The following is a 20,210-nucleotide window of genomic DNA, read 5'->3' on the forward strand; positions in this document are numbered from 1 at the left end:
GAACGGTCCTTAAACGAAAACGGCGGCCCCCTTCGGAGCCGCCGTTTTTTCTTGCCGAACGACCGTTCAGGGCCGGCTGGCCATGCCCAGCTTGATCGGCTTGGCCTCGTCGTTCGCCCCGCCGCGCTTGACGCCCCAGAGCAGGATCACCGGCGCGCCGACATAGATCGACGAATAGGTGCCGACGACGATGCCGAACATCAGGGCGATGGAGAAGCCGAACAGCGCTTCGCCCCCGAAGAGCGCCAGCGCCGCCAGCACCATGACCGCCGTGCCGCCGGTGATGATGGTCCGGGTCAGGGTTTCGTTCAGCGACAGGTCGATGACGTCGCGCAATGGCATCGTCTTGTACTTGCGCAGGTTCTCGCGCAGCCGGTCGAACACCACGACCGTGTCGTTCATCGAATAGCCGATGATGGTCAGGATGGCGGCGACCATGTTCAAGCTGAACTCCAGCCGAAACAGGACGATCAGGCCGAAGGTCAGGATCACGTCGTGCAGCAGGCCGATCACGGCGCCGAACCCGAACTGGGGCTCGAACCGGAACCAGACGTAGAGGAACATCAGCCCCACGGCGACGGCCAGGGCCATCAGGCCCGAGGTGAACAGCTCGCCCGAGACCTTGGAGCCCACCACGCTGACCCCGGAATAGCTGACCTGGCCGACGGCCTGGCTCACCGCGCCCTCGACCTGGCGCACCACCTGGGTCTGGTCGCGACCTTCCGGCACCTGGAAACGCAGGATGGCGGTCGAACCGTCATTGGCGTTGGTGTCGCGCCGGGCGATGCCCTGCACCTGGACGTCGCCCAGGTTCAGGCCGCTGACGGCCTCGCGCACGCGGTCCAGCTGGATTTCCTGTCCGGCGGGCTTGGACACCTCCATTGAGGCGCCGCCCCGGAAGTCGATGCCCATGTTCAGACCAGGATAGAAGCAGGCCACGATCGAGGCCACGCACAGCAGCACGGACAGGATGCCGGCCGGCCGCGCATATTTGACGAAATGGAAGTTCGTCTTCTGCGGCAGAATCTTGATGAGGGGCCATCCACGCATCGCCATCACTCCGCGATCGGCAGTTTCTTGGGCCTGGCCTTCTTCAGCCAGTACGCCAGCAGGACCTGGGCGACCAGGATCGAGGAGAACATCGAGGTGATCACCCCGATGCTCAGCGTCCAGGCGAAGCCCCGCACGGGACCGGCGCCGAAGACGAACATGATGGCCGCCGCCACCAGGGTGGTGACGTTGGCGTCCAGGATGGTGCCCCAGGCCTTGGAGAAGCCGGCGTCCATGCTGGCGATCACGCTGCGGCCGGACCGGGCCTCGTCGCGCATCCGCTCGTAGATCAGCACGTTGGCGTCCACCGCCACGGCGAAGGTCAGGATCAAACCGGCGATGCCCGGCAGGGTCAGCGTCGCCTGGGTCAGCGACATGGCCGCGATGATCAGCACCCCGTTCAGGATCAGGCCCAGCACCGACACCCCGCCGAACAGCAGACCGTAGGCCAGAAGCATGAAGACCACGATGATGGCGAAGCCGATGGCGGTCGACAGGGCGCCCGCGGCCACGGCGTCGGCGCCCAGCTCGGCGGTGACGACCCGACGTTCCTCGACGTTCAGGGGCGCCGGCAGGGCGCCGCCGTTCAGCAGGTTCACCAGGGTGGAGGCTTCCTCGATGGTGAACTGGCCGGTGATCTGGCCCGAGCCGCTGGTGATCGCGCTCTGGATCGTGGGGGCGGAGATGACCTTGCCGTCCAGGATGATGGCGAAGGGCTTGCCCAGATTGGCGGCGGTCGCCTCGCCGAAGCGGCGGGCGCCGGTTCCGTCGAAGCGGAAGTCGATGGCCGGACGGCCGCTCTGATCGGCGCCCACGCTGGCGCGCGTCAGGTTCTCGCCGGCCACCAGGATGCGGCGCTTGACCAGATAGGGCGTGCCCTGCTCGTCGGCCAGAAGCTGCAATCCGGCGGCACCCGGCCGGCCAGGGCGTCCTGCACCGAGTTCTCGACGTCCACCATCTGGAAGGTCAGTTGCGCGGTCTGGCCGATGACCTCTTCCAGCTTGGTCGGATCGCTCTCGCCCGGGGCCTGGACCACGATGCGATCCGCGCCCTGGCGGGTGATCGAGGGTTCGCGCGTGCCCAGGCTGTCGATCCGGCGGCGCACCACCTCGATCGACTGGTCCACCGCGGTGGAGCCCATGCCGTTCAGCGCGGCGTCGGTGTAGGCGAAGCGGATGCGGTTGTCGCCGACGCGGGCGGCGGTGCGTTCCACCTGGCCGCTGGGACCGGCCGCGCCGGCCAGGGTCCGCAGCGCTTCGAACGCCGCGCCCTGTTGCGCCGGATTGGCCAGGGTCACGACCACGCCGCCTTCCTCGCGCTGGAAGCCGCCGGTGCTGATCCCCGCCTCGTTCAGGGTGACGCGCACGTCCTCGATCAGGTTGTTGACCCGCGCGGCGCGCATGGCCGGCACGTCCACTTCAAGAAGCAGATACGACCCGCCCTGAAGGTCCAGCCCCAGGTTCAGCGTGTTCTTGGGCAGCCAGCCGGGCAGCGCCTCGCGCTGGGCGGGGCTCAGCACGTTCGGATAGGCGAACAGCACCCCGAACAGCGCGGCGAGGACGACGAGGGTGACTTTCCAGCGCGAGAGCTGAATCATGTGGGCGATCCCGGATCAGCGATAGGCGCGCGTCAGGCCTTGGAGTCGTTGGCGGCGATGGCGGTGCGGTTGCGCACCTCGGCGATCATGCCCTTGACCACGCGCACGTTGACGCTGGGGGCGATCTCGACGTTGACCTCGGCGTCCTCGACGCGGGTGACCTTGCCGATCATGCCGCTGGACAGGACGACCGTGTCGCCGCGCTTGACGGCGCCGATGGCCGCCTGGTGTTCCTTGGCGCGCTTCTGCTGCGGACGGATCAGCAGGAAGTAGAACAGGATGAAGATGGCGACGATCGGCAGGAACTGCATGATCACGGCCATCATGCCGCCGTCAGCGGGAGCGCCCATAGGTTAGTCTCCAAGACACGAGGGGTCGGCCCTCGTCGGCGCCCCATCAAAAACGAGGCGCGGAACCTAGGGCCGACGTTGACGGAATGCAACGCGGCGAAAGCGCTATCGCGGCAGGACCGTCAGCGGGTCGATCGCCACCGGGTCGTCGCCCTGCATCTGCCGGGTCTCGAAGTGGATCGAGGGGCGGCCGTCGCCGGCGGTCAGGCCCACCGTGCCGATCTGCTGGCCCTGGCGCACATCGTCGCCGTCGCTGACGGTGGCCGAGCCCAGGTGGCCATAGACCGTCCGCCAGCCGCCGTTGTGCACGATCAGCACCGTCAGCCCCTGCCCGACCAGATCATCGCCGACATAGGCCACGCGCCCGGCGCCCGAGGCCACAACGGCCGCGCCGGCCGAGGCGCCGATGTTGATGCCGTTGTTGCGCTCGCCCATGCCCACCGGGCCGAAGCGGCGCAGGATCTCGCCCCTGACCGGCCAGACCAGATGGGCCGGGCTGGTCGCGGACGGCGGCGGCGCGCCGACGCTGGGCGCGGGTGCGACGGGCCGCGTCTGGGCCGGCAGGGCCGCATTGCCCGAAGGCGGCGGCGGAGGCGGGGGACCGAACCGTTGGGCACCAGCACGCCCACCGGCGACGGGCCGGTCGCATAGGGATCGCGGCCGGTGTCGACCGCCGATTCGGGCAGGATGATCCGTTGCCCCGTCGTGATCGCGCCCCTGGGCCCCAGGCCGTTCAGGTCGATCAACAGTTGCACCGGCGTCTGGAACCGGCGCCCGACGCCCGAGATGGTGTCGCCCGGCTGGATCACATAGGCCGCGCCCGGCTGGCCGCTGTAGGGCGGCGGCGGGGGCGTCTGGCTCTGGGTCGGCGGCGTCACGCTGACCGTCGGCGGCAGGGCGCCGCCCTCCACCGATCCGACCGGCGCGGTCGCCGGCGGCGGCGCCTCATACTGGCCGGGACGATACGGTTGCGTCTGGGTTCCGCCGGGATAGGCCGGTCCCTGCTGGCCCTGCGGCGGATAGGACGTGGTCGGCGCGCCCTGCCCGGGCAGGGCCATCGGATGGGTCGGATAGCGCGGCTCGGACGGATAGCTGATGCACGCCGTCAGGCTGGCCCCCGCCGCCAGGATCAAAACCGTTCTCGTCCAGCCCGTCAGACCCGTCACCGGCCGCTCCTCGCATGGTTAAACTCGCCCGCCCGGTGTGCCCCGTCGGCGCCGCCAAGCCAACCCCGCAATGGGCGCGAAAGTTTGACGTGAAGGTTAACAGGACCGGCTTCGGCGCCGATCACCCCTCCTTGGCCGTCCCCTCGACCAAGGGCACGAACCGCACCTCCGTCAGGCTCTCGCGGCGGAAGGAGCCGTCGCCCTGGCCCACATAGCGGTGCAGCATCTGCACCGAGGTGCGCCCCACCGGCGCCACCAGCACGCCGTTCGGCTTTAGCTGCTTCAGCAGCTCGGTCGGCTCGTGCGGCGACGCCGCCGTGACCATGATGCGGTCGAACGGCGCCTGTTCGGGCCAGCCCAGCCCGCCGTCGCCGTGCCGGGTGATGACGTTGTCGATGTCTAGCGTCCGCAGCCGCGCCTCGGCCTCGTTCAGCAGGCTGCGATAGCGTTCGACCGAATAGACATAGCGCGCCAGCCGGCTCAGCACCGCGCACTGGTATCCGCTGCCCGTGCCGATCTCCAGCACCCGGTGGCGCGGCTGCACCTCCAGCGCCTGGGTCATCAGGCCGACGATATAGGGCTGGCTGATCGTCTGGGCGCAGTCGATGGGCAGGGCCTGATCTTCCCACGCCTGGTCCAGGAACTTCTCGTGCACGAAGACCGAGCGGTCGACGCTCTCCATCGCCGCCAGAACGCGCGGGTCCGTCACCCCCTGCTGGCGCAGCGACAGGATCAGACGCCCGGCCCGGTCGTCGCGCAGGTTCAAGATATCTTCCCCCATTTACGGGGGAGGGGGACCCCGAACGGGTGGAGGGGGCGGACGCACGCGCCGTGTCCGGGGTCGCCCCCTCCACCACGCTGCGCGCGGTCCCCCTCCCCGCTTTGCGGTGGAGGATCAAGCCACCCGCTCCACCTTGCGAGGCGGCGCGCCGCCCAGCACCTTCTTCAGGTCGTTGACGCTGGCCATGTGGGTCAGGTCGATATGCAGCGGCGTGACCGAGATGCGGCCCTCGTCGATGGCGCGCAGGTCGGTGCCCTCGGCGTGCTCCTGCTTCTGGCCGCGGAAGCTCATCCAATAGTAATCCCGCCCGCGCAGGTCGGTTCGGCGCACCGCGTGCATCTCGCCCACGTCGCGGAACCCCTGGGTCGTCACCTCCACCGCCTCGACCTGTTCGGGCCGCCGGTTGGGGAAGTTCAGGTTCATCACCACGCCGGGCTGCCATTTCTGGTCCAGCAGGCGGCTGATGATGGCCGGGGCGAAGGCCTCGGCCGTCTCCCAGTGGGCGATGACCTCGTCGTGGAACCGCTCCAGGCTCTGCGACAGGGCGATGGAGCGGATGCCGAACGCCATGCCCTGCAGCGCGCCCGCCACCGTGCCCGAATAGCTGACGTCCTCGCCGATGTTGTGCCCCCGGTTCACGCCCGACAGCACCAGGTCGGGCTTTTCCGGCATCAGGTCGTTGACCGCCAGCACCACGCAGTCGGTCGGCGTCCCCGTCACCGCGAACCGCTTGTCGCCCAGCCGATTGACCCGCAGCGGCTCGGTCAGGGTGATCCCCCGCCCCTTGCCCGACTGCTCCACGGCGGGGGCGCACACCCAGACGTCATCGGTCAGGGTGCGCGCGATCTTTTCAAGGCATTCAAGGCCTTCCGCCTCGATCCCGTCGTCGTTTGTCAGCAGTATCCGCATCGGCTCAGCGCAGAACCCGCACCGAATCCGCCTTGATCACATAGTCGGCGCGGCACTGGTTGGTGATCCGGGCGCCCTCGTGCATCAGCGTCTGCACCCCGTCGCGGTCGGCCCAGGCCGCGGCGCGCCCGGTGAAGACGACCTTCGCGCCGTTCAGGTCGCGCGCCGCCGCCTGCGGGTCGCGCGGCAGAGCCCCGCTGACGCAGTTGGTCGGCGACGGCGGATTGTCCAGATCGCGCTGTTCCCGGAACAGCTGGAACTCGCCGCCCGAAACCCGCACCCAGCCGGCGAACTCGGTGGCCGAGGGGTCGAAATACGGATTGGGCGCGGTCGCCGCCGTGGCGCAGCCGCCCAGCAGGGCGGCGCCGACGGCGATCAGGGTCAGGGTCTTGGTCATGGCTTCAGGCTCCGACATGGGTGAGACCGCCCATATAGGGACGAAGGGCGGTCGGGACGGCGATACGGCCGTCCGTCCTGATAATTCTCCATGATCGCGACCAGGGTGCGACCGACCGCCAGGCCCGAGCCGTTCAGGGTGTGGACGAACTCGGTCTTCTTCTCGCCCGCCCGCTTGAACCGCGCGTCCATGCGCCGCGCCTGGAAGTCCCCGCAGTTCGAGCAGCTGCTGATCTCGCGATAGGTCCCCTGGCTGGGCAGCCAGACCTCCAGGTCGAAGGTCTTCTGCGCCGAGAAGCCCATGTCGCCCTTGCACAGCAGCATCCGCCGGAACGGCAGCTCCAGCGCCTTCAGCACCGCCTCGGCGCACCCCGTCATCCGCTCGTGCTCGGCTTCGCTGTCCTCCGGCCGCGTGATCGACACCATCTCGACCTTCGAGAACTGGTGCTGGCGGATCAGCCCGCGCGTATCGCGCCCCGCCGACCCCGCCTCGGCCCGGAAGCACGGCGTCAACGCCGTCATCCGCATCGGCGTCGCCAGATCGTCCTCGGACAGGATCGTCTCGCGTACGAGATTGGTCAGGGAGACTTCGGCGGTGGGAATGAGCAGATGTTCGCCGACGCGGAACAGATCCTCCTCGAACTTCGGCAACTGCCCCGTACCGAACATCGCCTCATCGCGCACCAGATAGGGCGGGTTCACCTCCAGATACCCATGCTGGTCCGTCTGCATGTCCAGCATGAACTGGCCGACGGCCCGCTCCAGCCGCGCAAGTTGGCCCTTCAGCACGGCGAACCGCGCGCCCGACATCTTCGCCGCCGCCTCGAAGTCCAGCAGGCCCAGCGCCTCGCCCAGGTCGGCGTGATCCTTGGCCGGCCCCGTGGAGCGCGCGCCTCCAGGCGCGCCTTCCCGCTCCGAGGCCCAGGCGGACACTTCGACATTGCCCGCCTCGTCCTCGCCGTCCGGCACGTCGTCGGCCGCCAGATTCTTCTGCGCCGCCAGCAGGTCGCGCAGGTCCTTGCCGACGGACGCCTCCACCTCGGCGGCGGCGGCGATCTCGCCCTTCAGCGCCTCGACCTCGGCCTTCAGGCGGTCGGCCTCGGCCATGTCCTTTCGGCCCATCGCCGCGCCGATCAACTTCGACGCCGCGTTCCGCTTGGACAGCGCATCCTGGCCCGCCGTCTGCGCCCGGCGCAGTTCGGCGTCCAGCCGCAGGATGTCGGCGACCAGCCCGTCAGCCCCGTCCACCCCGCGCGACGACCACCCCGCCACGTAAACCTGGGGGTTTTCGCGAATGGCTCTGATGTCGTGCATGGTCGGAAACTTCGGTCAGGCGGGAGAAGCCGAACGCTCTAGCCTCCCGCGCGGAGTCGGGCAACGCGCTGCACGGTTTCGCGCCGTGTCAGGCCCGCTCGCCGTCGCCGATGAAGGCGCCGGCGATCCAGCTGACCAAGCCGGTCACGATGGCCGCGCCGACGCCCGCCCACAGGCCGTCGACCGCGAAACCGCCCAGGAACATGGCCGTCAGCCCGATCATGGCGGCGTTCACCACCAGCAGGAACAGGCCCAGGGTCAGCACGGTGATCGGAAAGGTCAGCACCACCATGATCGGCCGCACGATGGCGTTGACCAGGCCCAGGATAATCGCCGCCGCGATCAGCGAGCCGGTGTTGGTGAAGTCCACGCCAGGCACCACCTGCGCCGACAGCCAAAGGCCGGCCATGGTCACCACGGCCTGGATGATGAAACGGATCATGACGCCCTCCGAAGGTTCAAGCTTCGCCATAATGCACGAAACGACGGAAGGCTCCCCCTTCCCGGCCGCGACTGCTAAGCGAAGGCCGGACCCAGCGACGGAGACCTCCATGAGCCTGCACGGCGACTATGATCCCGACAACGTCTTCGCCCGCATCCTGCGCGGCGACATGCCCTCGGTGAAGGTGTGGGAGGACGACCAGGTCCTGGCCTTCATGGACGTCTTTCCCCAGTCGGAGGGCCACGTCCTGATCATCGCCAAGGCGTCCCAGGCCCGCAACCTGCTGGAGGTGGAGCCCGAGGTCCTCAGCCACATGGCGCTGGCCCTGCAGCGCACGGCGCGCGCGGTGGAAAAGGCGCTGCGGCCCGACGGCCTCAGCGTGATGCAGTTCAACGGCGCGGCCGGCGGCCAGACCGTCTTCCACCTGCATTTCCACATCATCCCGCGCTGGGAGGACCGGCCGCTGAAAGGGCACGGCCACGCCCCGATGGCCGACGGCGAGACCCTGAAGGCCCTGGCCGGCCGGATCGCCGCCGAGCTGGACTGACAGCCGACTTGCGCCCGCGGCGATCCGTCCGCATAAGGCCCGCTTGCCCGACGGGGCGAGGCCGGTTTAGCTCAGCTGGTAGAGCAGCGGTTTTGTAAACCGAAGGTCGCGGGTTCGATTCCTGCAACCGGCACCAACCCTCCTTCCCGTCCGAGGACATGGCCGAGACAAAGAACAAGCTGGGGCACAGGATCGGCGCGCGGGGCGGGCGCACGCGTCAGGCCATCCTGGACGCGACCCGCCGGCTTCTGAACGAGCGGCACTACGGCGAAATCCGCGTGGCCGACGTCGCCTCGGCCGCCGACGTCTCGCCGTCCAACTTCTACACCTATTTCAAGACGGTGGAGGAGCCGGTTCTGGCCCTGTGCGAAGCGGCGGCCGACGACTTCCAGGGCCTGGCCAATCACTTTCAGGCCGACTGGCCCGGCGACCGGGCCTTCGCCATCGCCCGCGCCTTCATCCTGGACGTCATGGCCATCTGGCGCGCGCACGGACAGGTGCTGCGGGTCGAGCATATGCTGGCCGACAACGGCGACGCCGCCTTCGTCGAAAGCCGCGTCCGGCGCCTGCGCCGCCTGCACCTGGCCATCGAGCGGCGCGTGGCCCAGGCCCACGCCGCCGGCCTGCATCCGCGTGACTACAATCCGCGCCTGGCGTCCTACCAGATCGCCTCCATCGCCGAATCGACGGCCGCCAGCTTCGACCTGCTGCGCCGCGCCGACACGCCCGAGGCCATCCTGGACACGGCCGCCATCATCGTCGTCAAGCTGACGACGGGTCGCTAGAGGCCCAGCGGTCCGTAGAGCCAGGTCAGCCAGATCCCGATCGCCAGGAAGACGCCGAACGGCAGCCGGTCGCTCCCGCTGACCCGCCGGCGCACCATCAGTTGGGCGAAGACCACGCTGAGCCCCGCCGCGCAGGCCCACAGCAGCACGCTGGGCAGCCCGATCCAGCCGACCCAGGCCCCCGCGCCGGCGAACAGGAAGGGATCGCCGCCGCCCAGGCCGTCACGCCCCCGCACGCGCCGATACAGCCACGCCACCCCCCGCAGGACGCCGAAGCCTACGGCCAGGCTGAACAGGCTCCATCCCGCCCCGCTCCAGCCATGCAGCAGGCCGGCCGCCAGAACGCCGCTGGCCGCCAGGGGCCAGGTCAGCGCGTCCGGCAGCCAGAAATGCTCGCCGTCGACCAGCGAGATCAACAGCAGCTGCCATCCCAGCGCTGCCGTGGCGATCGCCGTCGCAAGATCCGGCGCCGCCAGGCCCGCCCAGGCGCCCAGGGCCGCCGCCCCCAGCTCGATCAGCGGATAGCGCGGCGAGATGCGGGCGTCGCAGCGCGCGCACCGCCCGCGCAGCGCCAGCCAGCTGAAGACGGGGACCAACTCCCACGGGCGCAGCGTGGCCTCGCAGCCCATGCAGCGCGACCGCTGGGCCACCACGTCCATCTCGCGCGGCAGGCGCACGCTGACGGCGGCGACGAAGCTGCCGAAGATCAGGCCCAGGCCGCCCAGGACGGCGGGGATCAGAACGGAGGTCATGCGGCGCGGCTCGCGGGGGCGTCTCCCCTCGCCTTAGCCGCCTCCGAGCGCCCTCGCCACATGATAGGTCACGAACGACGCCAGATAGGCCAGGCCGAACATGTAGCCGATCATGATCCAGGTCCATTTCAGCGAGTTGGTCTCGCGCCGGACCACGCCCAGCGTCGCCACGCACTGCGGCGCGAAGATGTACCAGGCCAGGAAGGACAGGGCCGTCGCCAGCGACCATTGCGCCGCCAGCGTCGAGGCCAGCAGGCCCGTGGCGTTCTCGGCGTCGGCGATGGCGTAGGTCGTGCCCAGCGCCGCCACCGCAACCTCGCGCGCCGCCATGCCGGGGATCAGGGCGATGACCATCTGCCAGTTGAAGCCGATGGGGGCGAAAATCGGTTCCAGCGCTCGCCCGATCATGCCGGCGAAAGAATAGTCGATGGCCGGCAGCGTGGCGTTCTCGGGCGGATAGGGGAAGGTCGCCAGCACCCACAGGATGGTCACCGCCGGCAGGATGATCCGCCCGGCCCGGTTCAGGAAGATCTTGGCCCGGAGCCACAGGTTGAAGGCGACGCTCTTGAGGTCGGGAACCTTGTAGGTCGGCAGCTCCATCATGAAGGGCTCGACCGCGCCGCGCCAGAACACCTTGCGAATGACCAGCGACACCAGAAGCGCGCTGACGATGCCGGCGGCGTAGAGGCCGAACATCACCAGCCCCTGCAGATTGGCGAAGCCCCAGACCGTCTCGTTCGGGATGAAGGCGGCGATGATCAGCGTATAGACCGGGATCCGCGCCGAACAGGTCATCAGCGGCGCCACCAGGATGGTGGTCAGGCGGTCGCGCTTGGAATCGATCACCCGCGCCGCCATCACGCCGGGAATGGCGCAGGCGAAGCTGGACAGCAGGGGAATGAACGCCCGGCCGTGCAGGCCGGCGCCGCCCATGATCTTGTCCATCAGGAAGGCCGCCCGCGCCATGTAGCCGAAGTCCTCCAGCGCGATGATGAACAGGAACAGGATCAGGATCTGCGGCAGGAAGACCAGCACGCTGCCGACGCCGGAAATGATCCCGTCCACGATCAGGCTCTGCAACAGGCCGTCGGGCAGCACCGCGGCGACCAGGCCGCCCAGCCAGCCGATGCCGCCCTCGATCCCGTCCATCAGCGGGGCGGCCCAGCTGAACACCGCCTGGAACATGACGAACAGCAGCGCCAGCAGGATGGCCAGCCCGGCGACGGGGTGCAGCAGCACGGCGTCGATCTTGCCGGTCAGGGTGTCGGGCCGCTCGGGCGGGCGCACGTGCGCCTTCATGATCCGCTCGGCCTCGCGGGCGGCCGCGCGCAGTTCGGCCGCGTCCGGGCTGCGCCACCGACTGTCCGACAGGGCGGCCATCTCGGCCTGGGTCTCGATGGCGGCGATCAGGTCGTCGACGCCCCGCCTGCGCGTCGCGACGGTCGTGACGATCGGCACGCCCAGTTCGGCGCGAAGGCCGTCCAGGTCGATCCGCAGCCCCTGGCGCTGGGCGATGTCGTACATGTTCAGCGCCAGCACCATCGGCCGGCCGACGGCCTTCAGCTCCAGGATCAGGCGCAGGACCAGGCGCAGGTTGGTGGCGTCGGCGACGCAGACGACCACGTCCGGCGGCGTCTCGCCCGCCAGGCGGCCCAGCACGGCGTCGCGCGTCACCTCCTCGTCCGGGCTGCGGGCGCGCAGGGAATAGGTGCCGGGCAGGTCCAGCACCGACATCGAACGGCCGGCGGCGGCGCGCACCACCCCCTCCTTCCGCTCCACCGTCACGCCGGCGTAGTTGGCGACCTTCTGGTGCGCGCCGGTCAGGGCGTTGAACAGGGCGGTCTTGCCGCTGTTGGGATTGCCCACCAGGGCGATGCGGGCCGTCTTCAGCGCAATGTCCATCAGGCGAGATCCCGCTTCATCGTCAGGCTGGCGGCCTCGTGTCGGCGCAGGGCGACGCGCATATCGTCCACCCTGATGGCGATGGGGTCGCGGCCGAACAGACCCTCGTGCAGCAGTTCGACCCGCGCGCCCTCGACGAAACCCAGTTCCAGAAGCCGGCGCTCCAACTCCACCCCGTTCGCCTGGTGATGCGTGTGGCCGCCCACCTCGACGATGACGCCGCGGTCGCCGCGTCGGGCCTGGCTCAGCTTGATGATATCGGTCAAAATCTACGCTCGATGAGGCGGCCGCCGTCCGCGCCGCGATGTTCTGACAGTGATTATCAGCCGCGACCGCTCGCCGTCCAGCAGGACAGCCTGCCCAATTGCCGCGTCGCGCCGGTGCGCTATCAAGGGCGTCCAAATCGGAGCCGACCATGACCCGCCTCGCCCTTGCCGCGATCCTTGTCCTGCCCCTGGCCCTCGTCGGGTGCGGCGACGGCGGCGACGCGCCGCAGAGCGCGCCGGCCAAGCCGCCGCGCGTCCTCACGGACGGAGAGAAGGCCGAGCTTCTGGCCGCCCTTCCCGCCCCCTACGACCAAGGCGACCTGGAAAACGGTCGTCGGGCCTTCGCCCGCTGCCGCGCCTGCCACACGCTGGGCGAAGGCGGGGCGGACATGACGGGGCCGAACCTCTACGGCGTGTTCGGCCGCAAGGCCGGCGAACGGCCGCGCTACAACTATTCCAACGCCATGCGGACGGCGGACTTCACCTGGGACGCCGCCGCCCTGGATCATTGGCTGCAGAACCCCCGCACCTTCCTGCCGGGCAACAAGATGACCTTCCCCGGACTGCCCGACGCGACGGACAGGCGCGACGTCATCGCCTTCCTGAAGGTGGAGACGGGCTACCGGCCGACGCCGTCGCCGACGCCGGCGTCCTGATCAGCCTTCGGCGATGGGCTTGGGGCCGCCCTCGCGCATCTCCTGGGCCTCCCATTCCTCGATCTTGCGCGCCGTATATTCGGGCGACTTGGTGAAGCGCGCCAGAAGGCCGTAGATCACCGGCACCACGAACAGGGTCAGCACCGTCGCGAAGATCGCCCCGGTGAAGATCACCACGCCGATGGTCTGGCGGCTGCCCGCGCCCGCCCCTTGCCACAGCACCAGCGGCAGGGCGCCGAAGGCGGTGGCGATCGAGGTCATGATGATCGGACGCAGGCGCAGCGAGGACGATTCGATGATCGCCTCGCGGATCGAGCGGCCCTGGTCGCGCAGCTGGTTGGCGAATTCCACGATCAGGATGCCGTTCTTGGCCGCGACCCCGATCAGGATGATCAGGCCGATCTGGCTGTAGATGTTCAGGCTGGACCCGGCCATCAGCAGGCCGAACAGCCCGCCGGCGGCGGCCAGCGGCACCGTCAGCATGATGACCGCCGGCGTGATCCAGCTCTCGAACTGGGCCGCCAGGACCAGGAAGACCAGCAGCAGCGCCAGGCCGAACGCCGCGACGACCGCGCCGCCCGCCTCCTGCTGATCGCGCGCCGCCCCGCCCCACTGGACGATCACCCCGCCCTGCGGCTGCTTGGCCGCCTCGGCGCGGAAGAACTGCACCGCGTCGTCGATGGTCATACCGGGGTTCAGGTCGGCCTGCAGGGTGATGGCGCGCTGGCGATCCAGGCGCCGCCGGTCCGGCGTGTCGCCCGTGGTCTGGGTCTTCACGACCGTGGACAGGGGCACCAGCTGCCCGCCGCCGGTCGCCACGTACAGCGCCTCCAGGTCCGCGACCTCGCGCCGGTTGTCGCGGTCGGTCTGCAGGATGACGTCGTACTCCTGCCCGCCCTTGATGTAGGTGGTCGCCCGGCGTGAGCCGAACATGGTCTCCAGGGTCCGGCCGATCGACTGGGACGAGACGCCCAGCGCGGCCGCCTTCTGCGGATCGACATCGACCAGCAGCCGGGGCGAATTGGGCTCGTAATTCAGGCGCGGCCGCGAGAAGCCGGGATTGCCCTGCGCCGCCGCCAGCAGCGGCTGAAGCCAGTTGTAGATCTGCTGATAGTCCGTGCCCGTCGCGATCAGCTCGATGGAGTTCGATTGCCGCCGCCGCGCTGGAAGGCGCCGGGCGTCGAGGCGTTGACCTGGGCGTCGGTCTGATTGCGCAGCTTGCCGTTCAGCTCCTGCGCGATCTCCGCCGCCGAACGGTCGCGCTTGGACCAATCCGACAGGACCAGCACCGCATTGCCGGAGTTGAAGCTGCCGCCGCCGAAGCCGGGGGCGGAAATCAGGAAGCTGTCGGCCTCTCCGTCCGCGCGATATTCCGCCAGCAGCGGCTCCAGCCCCATCATGATCTTGCGCGTGTAGTCGAAGCCCGCGCCCTCGGGCCCGGCGACGCGCACGGTGACGCGGCCCCGGTCCTCGTCCGGCACCAGCTCGTTGGGCAGCACCAGGAACATCCCCACCGCCCCCGCCGCGACCAGGGCGATCAGCCCGGCCACGCCGATGACGGCGATGCGGCGGCCCAGCAGCAGATCCAGCGAACGGCCGTAGGACGTCTTCAGCCGGTCCATGGCCCAGTCGACGCGCCGCGCGACCCAGCCGCCGCCGTGGGCGGGCTTCAGAATCTTGGACGCCAGCATCGGCGACAGGCTCAGCGCCAGGAAGGCCGAGAAGGCCACGGCCGCGGCGATGGCGGCCGCCAGCTCCACGAACAACCGCCCGACATACCCCGGCAGGAACAGCAAGGGCGCGAACACCGACAGCAGCACGATGGTGGTGGCCACCACGGCGAAGAAGACCTGCCGCGCCCCGCGCTCGGCCGCCACCAGCGGCGGCTCGCCGTGGTCCAGCCGGCGCTGGATGTTCTCGACCACCACGATGGCGTCGTCGACGACCAGGCCGATGGCCAGGACCAGCGCCAGCAGCGTCAGCAGGTTCAGCGAAAAGCCGAGCGGGGCCAGCACGATGAAGGTGGCCAGCAGGCAGATCGGCGCCACGATCGACGGGATCAGCGCCGCGCGAAGACTGCCCAGGAAGATGAAGTTGACCAGGGCCACCAGCGCCATCGAAATGCCGATGGTGATCCAGACCTCGTCGATGGCGTGGGAGGTGAAGACCGAATTGTCCGACCCGACCTCGATCGTCACGCCCGGCGGCAGGCTGGGCCGGATCTCCTCGATCATCTTCTGGACGCCTTCGGAGATGGCCAGGTCGTTCGACTGGGCCTGACGCGTCACGGCCAGGCCGATCTGATCCATGCCGTTGCCGCGGAACAGGCGACGCTCCTCCTCCGGCGCCTCCTCCACGCGGGCCACGTCGCCCAGGCGCGTCACATAGGTGGGCTGACCCTGGATGATGGCCGAGGAGCCGCTGCCGGTCCCGGTCGCCACCGCATTGGACGCCGAGGCGGAGCCGCGCGTGCCGATCGGCAGCTGGCGGAAATCCTCGGGCCGGGCGTAGTTGCGCGCCACCCGGACCGTGTAGTCCTTGTCCGTTGACTCCAGCGAACCCGCCGGCAGTTCCACGTTCTGTGTGGTCAGCGCCGTCTCGACGTCGGTGACCGTCAGGCCGCGCGCCGCCAGGGCCGCCGGGTCGAGCCATATCCGCATCGAATAGCGCTGGTCGCCGTAGATGTTCACCTGCGCGACGCCGGGCACGGTCGCCATCCGGTCGACCAGATAGCGGTCGGCGTAGTCCGTCAGCTGCAGGCGGTTCATCGTCGTGGACCGCAGGAAGACGATGATGATCGGCTGGCTGTCTGAGTCGGCCTTGGCCACCTCGGGCGGATCGGCCTGGTCGGGCAGGTTGCCGACCACGCGGCTGACGCGGTCGCGCACGTCGTTGGCGGCGTCGTCGATATTGCGGTCCAGCGAAAACTCGATGTTGACGTTGGAGCGACCGTCGCGGCTGGTCGAGTTGATGCGCTCGACGCCCTGGATGCCGGCGATCTGCTGTTCGATCGGTTCGGTGATCCGGCTCTCGATGACCTCGGCCGAGGCGCCGGCGTAGGTGGTGTTGACCGACACGATCGGCGGATCCACGTCCGGCAGCTCGCGCACCGGTAGGAAGAAGAACGCCGCCGCGCCGATCACGCACAGCACAATCGCGGCCACGGCGGCGAAGACCGGCCGCCGGACCGAAACATCGGACAACATCATCGGGCGGCGCCCTGCGCCGCGGGCTGACGCTGGGCCTGGTTCTGACCCTGGCCGGCCACGACGATCGGCGAGCCCGGCTGGATGCGGTTCAGGCCGGACCCCACGATCCGGTCGCCGGGCTCGATCCCCGACAGGATTTCGACGAAACCGTTTTCGACCGCGCCGGTCTCGATCTCGACGCGCTGGGCGGTCGATCCGTCGTCGCCGCGCGCGATCCGATAGACGAAGGCGCCGGCGCCCTCGTACTGGATCGCCGACTCCGGCGCCGACGGCGCCTGGCGCTGACCCTGCTGAACGGCGACGCGCAGCAGCATGCCGGGGCGGATGCGCCCGCCCGGGTTGGGGAAGACGGCCCGCGCCGTCGCGGCGCGGGTGGTCTCATTGACGCGCGTGTCGATCAGGTCGATCCGGCCCGAAAAGGGCTCGTCGCCATAGGCGTCGGCGGTCGCCACGATCGGCGTGCCGGGTCGCAGCTGGTTCAAATAGCGTTCCGGCAGGGGGAAATCGACGCGGATCGTCGAGGTGTCGTCCAGGGTCGTGATCACCGCGCCCGGATTGATCAGGGTGCCGGGGGTGATCGTCGTCAGCCCCAGGGTGCCGGCGAAAGGCGCGCGGATGACCCGGTCGCCGCGCCGCGCACGCGCGGCCTCCAGCGACGCGCGGGCGCTCTCCAGGGCGGTTTCGGCGTTCTCGGCCGTCACGCGCGGCGCGACGCCCCGGTCCGCCAGGGCCTTGTACCGGTCGTACTCGCGCTGAGCCTGGGCCAGTTGCGCGCGCGCCTCGATGATGGCGGCGTCCTCTTCCAGCGCCTGCAGCTCGACCAGCGGCGCGCCGGCGCTGACGCGCTGACCGTCCTTGAACATCACCCGCGTGATCAGCTCCGTCGTCGACGAGGTGATGTTCACCGAGCGAGCGCCCCGCGCCACGCCCAGCACCCGGATCTGGTCCGAGAAGGGGCGCTGCGTCACTTCGACCTGCGACACCTGCTGCGCGTGTCGCGCGCCGCCCGCGGGACCGGCCGCGCCCTCCGGCCCTGACGAGGCGAAGGTGATCCGCACGATCGCGGCCACGACCATCAGGACAAGCAGCGCCGCGGCCGCGATGAGGAAGAAGTGCCGTTTGATCACGCGAGACTCGCAAGACGGGGAGTGGCGCACGCTTAACGGCTGGCGCCGCCAACGCAAGATTAAGTCTCTGTAACGCGCCGCCCGGCCGTTTCCGTCGCGGAAATCGCCTCTTTTCAGAACCGTCGCCAGACCGCGACGATCGGCCCGCTGGAAATCGGCGTCTCGCGGCCCGCCACCGTGCGCCGCCATCCCGCCTGAAGGCTCCAGTCGCCGGCGTCGCGCACCAGCGACGCCTCCACCGACAGCCACCGCGCCCCGGCGTCGGCCGCGCCGCCATAGGCCTGGGCCAGCGCCATCCAGCGCCCGGCGAAGCGGGCGCCCGCCGTGGCGTCCAGCCGGGTCTCGTCCGGAAGCTGGTCGCGCAGCCGCCGCGCGGCCTGCGCCTCCACGAAGACGCCGTCCAGCCCGCGCGCCGGCCCCCAGCTGCGTCCGGCCGCAACCCGCGCCTCCCAATCGTGCTCGCCCACGCCCGGAGGCGCATAGCCGGCGTTTCGCCCGACCCCGGCCTGGGCGTAGCCCACGTAGGCGCTGACGGCCCCGGCGGCGCCGCGGTGAACCTGCCACGTCAGGCCCAGCTCGATCGGCCCGCGGCCCTCGTAGTCGACGAAGGCGTCCTCTCCCGACTGCACTTCGGCCTTGAGCTGGACGGACAGCCGATCGGCGACGCCGTATTCGGCGTGGAGCGCCAGGGCGTCGTCGCGTCGAAGCGCCTGCAGCGGCTGCTCGATCCCGGCGGGATCGAAGGCGGTCTGCGCCTCCATCCGCTCATATTTGACGATCGCCTGGCCCTGTCCGCGCGGCATGACCCAGGCGCTGGCGTGCGCCTGCGAAGCGGCGATCGCGACGGCGCCGCCGGCGGCCAGGCTCAGACGTCGTAGCCAGGCGACTTTCGATCCAGCTGACGCAGCGCGCCGGGCCAGGCCAGGGCGGAGATGAAACCGATCCCCGTCCCTGCTCCTTCGTCTCGGCCTGCGCTTCGTCGGGCGCGATCAGCACCTGCTCGCGCCCGACGGACAGCGCCGCCACCTGCTGCGCGCAGGCCCGTTCCAGGAAGAAGATGCCGATCCATGCCTGCGCCGCGGTCTCCCCGACCGCCAATGTGCCGTGGTTGCGCAGCAGCATCAGCGGCTTGTCCCCCAGGTCGGCCACCAGACGCTCGCGCTCGTCATGGTTCAGGGCCAACCCCTCATAACCATGATACGCAACCTGATGCTGCAGTAAACACGCGTTCTGGCTGATGGGCAGCAGGCCGCCCTGCTGCGCCGCCACTCCGACCCCGTTGACCGTATGCAGGTGGATGACGAATTTGGCGTCCTCGCGCGCGGCGTGGACCGCCGAGTGGATGGTGAAGCCCGCGGGATTGATGAAATACGGCGTCTCGCCGACGATGTCGCCGTCCAGGTCCACCTTCACCAGGGACGAGGCCGTGATCTCGTCGAAATAGAAGCCGTACGGATTGATGAGGAAATGATGCTCCGGCCCCGGCACGCGGGCCGATATGTGGGTGAAGATCATGTCGTCCCAGCCGTGCAGGGCGACCAACCGGTAGAGCGCGGCCAGCTCAACGCGCGTCCGCCATTCGGCTTCGCTCACGCGGGACTTCATCGAAACGGGGGCGCCGTCCGCCATTGCCATTCCTCCTGCCTCTGCTGGGCTTTGCCCGCAGCGTCCCCCGTCGCCGCCTCGGCGTCAACCGAATCCGCGCCAGCCGCCGGCCGTTAACCCTTCCGTTTCACACCTCGTTAACCGCACCTTCACGACCCTGACGGCACAGTCCTTTGCGTGATTCCATCCTGGAGCCAGGAGCCGCCGTGTCCGCTGTTCTACAGTTCAGGCCGTCCTCCGACGCTTCGGGAGCCGCCGACGTGTCGCGTCTGCTGCAGTTGGCCCACAGCCGATCGCCGGACGACCGCCAGCGGCTGCTGCTCGGCGTCGTCGCCCTGTGCGACGCCGCCCCGCCCGGCAGCGAGATGGAGCCGGTCCTCAGCGAGATCTTCGTCACCCTGGCCGCCCAGGCCGAGCGGGATGTGCGCCAGCTGCTGTCCGAGCGTCTGGCCGACGCGTCCTGGGCGCCGCCGGCGCTGATCAACATGCTGGCCCTGGACGAGATCGAGATCGCGCGTCCCGTCATCCTGGCCAGCCCCCTGCTCAAGGACGCCGACCTGCTGCGCGTCCTGATCGAGTCCACCCTGGAACATCAGATCGCGGTCGCGCGACGTCCGCACCTGGCCGGACCCGTGGTCGAGGCCATCATCGACCGGGGCGAGGCGGTCACCATGACCGCCCTGGCCTCCAATCGCACCGCCGAGATCGGCGAGGCGGCGATGCGGCGGCTGGTGGCCCATTCGCAGCGGATCGCCGGCCTGCGCGCGCCCCTGACCCGCCATCCCCGCCTGAGCGAAGAGATGGCCCAGCAGCTCTATCAGTGGGTCGGCCAGGCGCTGCGACAGTCGATCAGCGAACGGTTCCGCATCGACGACCGGCTGTTGAACGCCGCGATACAGGACGCCGCCCACGTCGCCGCCGGCGGCGCGGCCTGTCGCACCGTGCCCCAACCGTCGGGGCGGGCCGAGGACCTGGAGCGCCAGGAAATGGAACGTCGGCTGGTCGAAAAGCTCAAGAGCGCCGGCCAGCTTCGTCCCGGCCTTCTGGTGCGGGCGCTGCGCGAACAGCGCTTCGGCTTGTTCGAGCAGGCCTTGATGGCGCTGGGCGGCTTCAGCCTGGCCCAGGTGCGCGGCGCGATCCGGTCCCCCACGGCCGAACCCCTGTATCTGGCGTGCATCGCCGTCGGCGTCGACCGCGCGGTCTTTCCGTCGCTGCTGACCGAGGTCCGTCATCTGTCCGGCGGCCTGCCGGGCCAGGGCGGCTGGACCCCCACCACCCTGGGCGGCGCGGCCGCCGCCCGCGCCTTCCGCCAGATGATGGAAAGGCCGGCGGGCATTTGACATCGCCGCCAAGCTC

The 20,210-nt window shown here is 69.7% G+C and carries 17 protein-coding genes, 1 tRNA gene and 4 pseudogenes; 5 read left to right on the forward strand and 17 right to left on the reverse strand.

Annotation, left to right across the window (positions count from 1 at the left end; all coding sequences use genetic code 11):
• Positions 1 to 66: 66 nt before the first annotated feature.
• The 10 genes and pseudogenes from secF to MU852_RS01415 all read right to left on the reverse strand — a co-directional run bounded on the left by secF (position 67) and on the right by MU852_RS01415 (position 8,005).
• Positions 67 to 1,056: a protein translocase subunit SecF gene (gene secF, locus MU852_RS01365; protein ID WP_249750703.1), complete on the reverse strand. Its 990-nt coding sequence runs from the start codon at positions 1,054 to 1,056 to the stop codon at positions 67 to 69.
• Positions 1,056 to 2,647 (reverse strand): annotated as a pseudogene (gene secD / locus MU852_RS18075) (protein translocase subunit SecD). Before secD ends, secF begins: the two are co-directional and overlap by 1 nt.
• Before the next feature lie 32 nt (positions 2,648 to 2,679).
• A complete protein-coding gene (yajC, locus tag MU852_RS01380; protein ID WP_249750706.1) occupies positions 2,680 to 2,997 on the reverse strand; it encodes a preprotein translocase subunit YajC in 318 nt (105 codons plus the stop codon).
• Between the two features lie 105 nt (positions 2,998 to 3,102).
• Positions 3,103 to 3,432, reverse strand: coding sequence for a murein hydrolase activator EnvC family protein (locus MU852_RS01385; protein ID WP_249750707.1), 330 nt, complete (start codon positions 3,430 to 3,432; stop codon positions 3,103 to 3,105).
• The gene (locus MU852_RS01390; protein WP_249750708.1) at positions 3,318 to 4,163 is read right to left on the reverse strand and encodes a LysM peptidoglycan-binding domain-containing protein; all 846 of its coding nucleotides are present in this window, start codon (positions 4,161 to 4,163) and stop codon (positions 3,318 to 3,320) included. The genes MU852_RS01385 and MU852_RS01390 overlap by 115 nt, the downstream gene beginning before the upstream one ends.
• Before the next feature lie 121 nt (positions 4,164 to 4,284).
• Positions 4,285 to 4,929 (reverse strand): protein-L-isoaspartate(D-aspartate) O-methyltransferase, encoded by a 645-nt coding sequence (locus MU852_RS01395; protein WP_249750709.1) that lies wholly within the window; start codon positions 4,927 to 4,929, stop codon positions 4,285 to 4,287.
• Positions 4,930 to 5,058: 129 nt separating this feature from the next.
• Positions 5,059 to 5,853, reverse strand: a complete 795-nt coding sequence (gene surE, locus MU852_RS01400) for a 5'/3'-nucleotidase SurE (RefSeq protein WP_249750710.1) — start codon at positions 5,851 to 5,853, stop codon at positions 5,059 to 5,061.
• A gap of 4 nt (positions 5,854 to 5,857) precedes the next feature.
• Positions 5,858 to 6,250 (reverse strand): hypothetical protein, encoded by a 393-nt coding sequence (locus tag MU852_RS01405; RefSeq protein WP_249750711.1) that lies wholly within the window; start codon positions 6,248 to 6,250, stop codon positions 5,858 to 5,860.
• A gap of 4 nt (positions 6,251 to 6,254) precedes the next feature.
• Positions 6,255 to 7,563: pseudogene (serS, locus tag MU852_RS01410) on the reverse strand (serine--tRNA ligase).
• Positions 7,564 to 7,651: 88 nt separating this feature from the next.
• Positions 7,652 to 8,005, reverse strand: coding sequence for a phage holin family protein (locus MU852_RS01415; RefSeq protein ID WP_249750712.1), 354 nt, complete (start codon positions 8,003 to 8,005; stop codon positions 7,652 to 7,654).
• A 109-nt stretch (positions 8,006 to 8,114) separates the two neighbouring features.
• Between MU852_RS01415 and MU852_RS01420 the strand changes: the two genes are divergently transcribed.
• The 3 genes from MU852_RS01420 to MU852_RS01430 all read left to right on the forward strand — a co-directional run bounded on the left by MU852_RS01420 (position 8,115) and on the right by MU852_RS01430 (position 9,337).
• A complete protein-coding gene (locus tag MU852_RS01420) occupies positions 8,115 to 8,552 on the forward strand; it encodes an HIT family protein (protein WP_249750713.1) in 438 nt (145 codons plus the stop codon).
• Positions 8,553 to 8,612: 60 nt separating this feature from the next.
• Positions 8,613 to 8,688, forward strand: a tRNA-Thr gene (locus tag MU852_RS01425).
• Between the two features lie 22 nt (positions 8,689 to 8,710).
• Positions 8,711 to 9,337, forward strand: a complete 627-nt coding sequence (locus MU852_RS01430) for a TetR/AcrR family transcriptional regulator (protein WP_249750714.1) — start codon at positions 8,711 to 8,713, stop codon at positions 9,335 to 9,337.
• Here the strand turns inward: MU852_RS01430 and MU852_RS01435 are convergent.
• Genes MU852_RS01435 through MU852_RS01445 form a run of 3 tightly spaced genes read right to left on the reverse strand, consistent with a single transcriptional unit; the run spans position 9,334 to position 12,257 of the window.
• Positions 9,334 to 10,089, reverse strand: coding sequence for a prepilin peptidase (locus MU852_RS01435; protein ID WP_249750715.1), 756 nt, complete (start codon positions 10,087 to 10,089; stop codon positions 9,334 to 9,336). The two genes, MU852_RS01430 and MU852_RS01435, sit on opposite strands and share 4 nt — an antisense overlap.
• 33 nt (positions 10,090 to 10,122) lie before the next feature.
• Positions 10,123 to 11,991 carry a ferrous iron transporter B gene (feoB, locus tag MU852_RS01440; protein WP_249750716.1) on the reverse strand — a complete coding sequence of 623 codons (1,869 nt, stop codon included), beginning with the start codon at positions 11,989 to 11,991 and terminating at the stop codon, positions 10,123 to 10,125.
• A complete protein-coding gene (locus MU852_RS01445) occupies positions 11,991 to 12,257 on the reverse strand; it encodes a FeoA family protein (protein ID WP_249750717.1) in 267 nt (88 codons plus the stop codon). The genes feoB and MU852_RS01445 overlap by 1 nt, the downstream gene beginning before the upstream one ends.
• A 149-nt stretch (positions 12,258 to 12,406) precedes the next feature.
• Between MU852_RS01445 and MU852_RS01450 the strand changes: the two genes are divergently transcribed.
• Entirely contained in the window at positions 12,407 to 12,913 is a 507-nt protein-coding gene (locus tag MU852_RS01450) for a c-type cytochrome (RefSeq protein WP_249750718.1), read from the forward strand.
• Here MU852_RS01450 and MU852_RS01455 read toward each other — a convergent pair.
• From MU852_RS01455 to MU852_RS01470, 4 genes and pseudogenes are all read right to left on the reverse strand, one after another.
• Positions 12,914 to 16,119: pseudogene (locus MU852_RS01455) on the reverse strand (efflux RND transporter permease subunit).
• A complete protein-coding gene (locus MU852_RS01460) occupies positions 16,119 to 17,249 on the reverse strand; it encodes an efflux RND transporter periplasmic adaptor subunit (protein ID WP_249750719.1) in 1,131 nt (376 codons plus the stop codon). Before MU852_RS01460 ends, MU852_RS01455 begins: the two are co-directional and overlap by 1 nt.
• 113 nt (positions 17,250 to 17,362) lie before the next feature.
• Positions 17,363 to 18,052, reverse strand: coding sequence for a hypothetical protein (locus tag MU852_RS01465; RefSeq protein ID WP_249750720.1), 690 nt, complete (start codon positions 18,050 to 18,052; stop codon positions 17,363 to 17,365).
• A 62-nt stretch (positions 18,053 to 18,114) separates the two neighbouring features.
• Positions 18,115 to 18,878, reverse strand: a pseudogene (locus MU852_RS01470) (class II aldolase/adducin family protein).
• Positions 18,879 to 19,060: 182 nt separating this feature from the next.
• Here MU852_RS01470 and MU852_RS01475 point away from each other — a divergent pair.
• Positions 19,061 to 20,194 (forward strand): DUF2336 domain-containing protein, encoded by a 1,134-nt coding sequence (locus MU852_RS01475; RefSeq protein WP_249750721.1) that lies wholly within the window; start codon positions 19,061 to 19,063, stop codon positions 20,192 to 20,194.
• Positions 20,195 to 20,210: the final 16 nt, after the last annotated feature.

The organism is Brevundimonas albigilva, from assembly GCF_023503965.1.
Classification (GTDB): Bacteria; Pseudomonadota; Alphaproteobacteria; order Caulobacterales; family Caulobacteraceae; genus Brevundimonas; species Brevundimonas albigilva.

What these genes read in the sequence shown, in the direction of transcription:
- secF (WP_249750703.1), bottom strand. Translation starts at nt 1,056, where the DNA reads ATGGCGATGCGTGGATGGCCCCTCATCAAGATTCTGCCGCAGAAGACG.
- yajC (WP_249750706.1), bottom strand. Translation starts at nt 2,997, where the DNA reads ATGGGCGCTCCCGCTGACGGCGGCATGATGGCCGTGATCATGCAGTTC.
- MU852_RS01385 (WP_249750707.1), bottom strand. Translation starts at nt 3,432, where the DNA reads ATGGGCGAGCGCAACAACGGCATCAACATCGGCGCCTCGGCCGGCGCG.
- surE (WP_249750710.1), bottom strand. Translation starts at nt 5,853, where the DNA reads ATGCGGATACTGCTGACAAACGACGACGGGATCGAGGCGGAAGGCCTT.
- MU852_RS01405 (WP_249750711.1), bottom strand. Translation starts at nt 6,250, where the DNA reads ATGACCAAGACCCTGACCCTGATCGCCGTCGGCGCCGCCCTGCTGGGC.
- MU852_RS01415 (WP_249750712.1), bottom strand. Translation starts at nt 8,005, where the DNA reads ATGATCCGTTTCATCATCCAGGCCGTGGTGACCATGGCCGGCCTTTGG.
- MU852_RS01420 (WP_249750713.1), top strand. Translation starts at nt 8,115, where the DNA reads ATGAGCCTGCACGGCGACTATGATCCCGACAACGTCTTCGCCCGCATC.
- MU852_RS01430 (WP_249750714.1), top strand. Translation starts at nt 8,711, where the DNA reads ATGGCCGAGACAAAGAACAAGCTGGGGCACAGGATCGGCGCGCGGGGC.
- MU852_RS01435 (WP_249750715.1), bottom strand. Translation starts at nt 10,089, where the DNA reads ATGACCTCCGTTCTGATCCCCGCCGTCCTGGGCGGCCTGGGCCTGATC.
- feoB (WP_249750716.1), bottom strand. Translation starts at nt 11,991, where the DNA reads ATGGACATTGCGCTGAAGACGGCCCGCATCGCCCTGGTGGGCAATCCC.
- MU852_RS01450 (WP_249750718.1), top strand. Translation starts at nt 12,407, where the DNA reads ATGACCCGCCTCGCCCTTGCCGCGATCCTTGTCCTGCCCCTGGCCCTC.
- MU852_RS01465 (WP_249750720.1), bottom strand. Translation starts at nt 18,052, where the DNA reads ATGCCGCGCGGACAGGGCCAGGCGATCGTCAAATATGAGCGGATGGAG.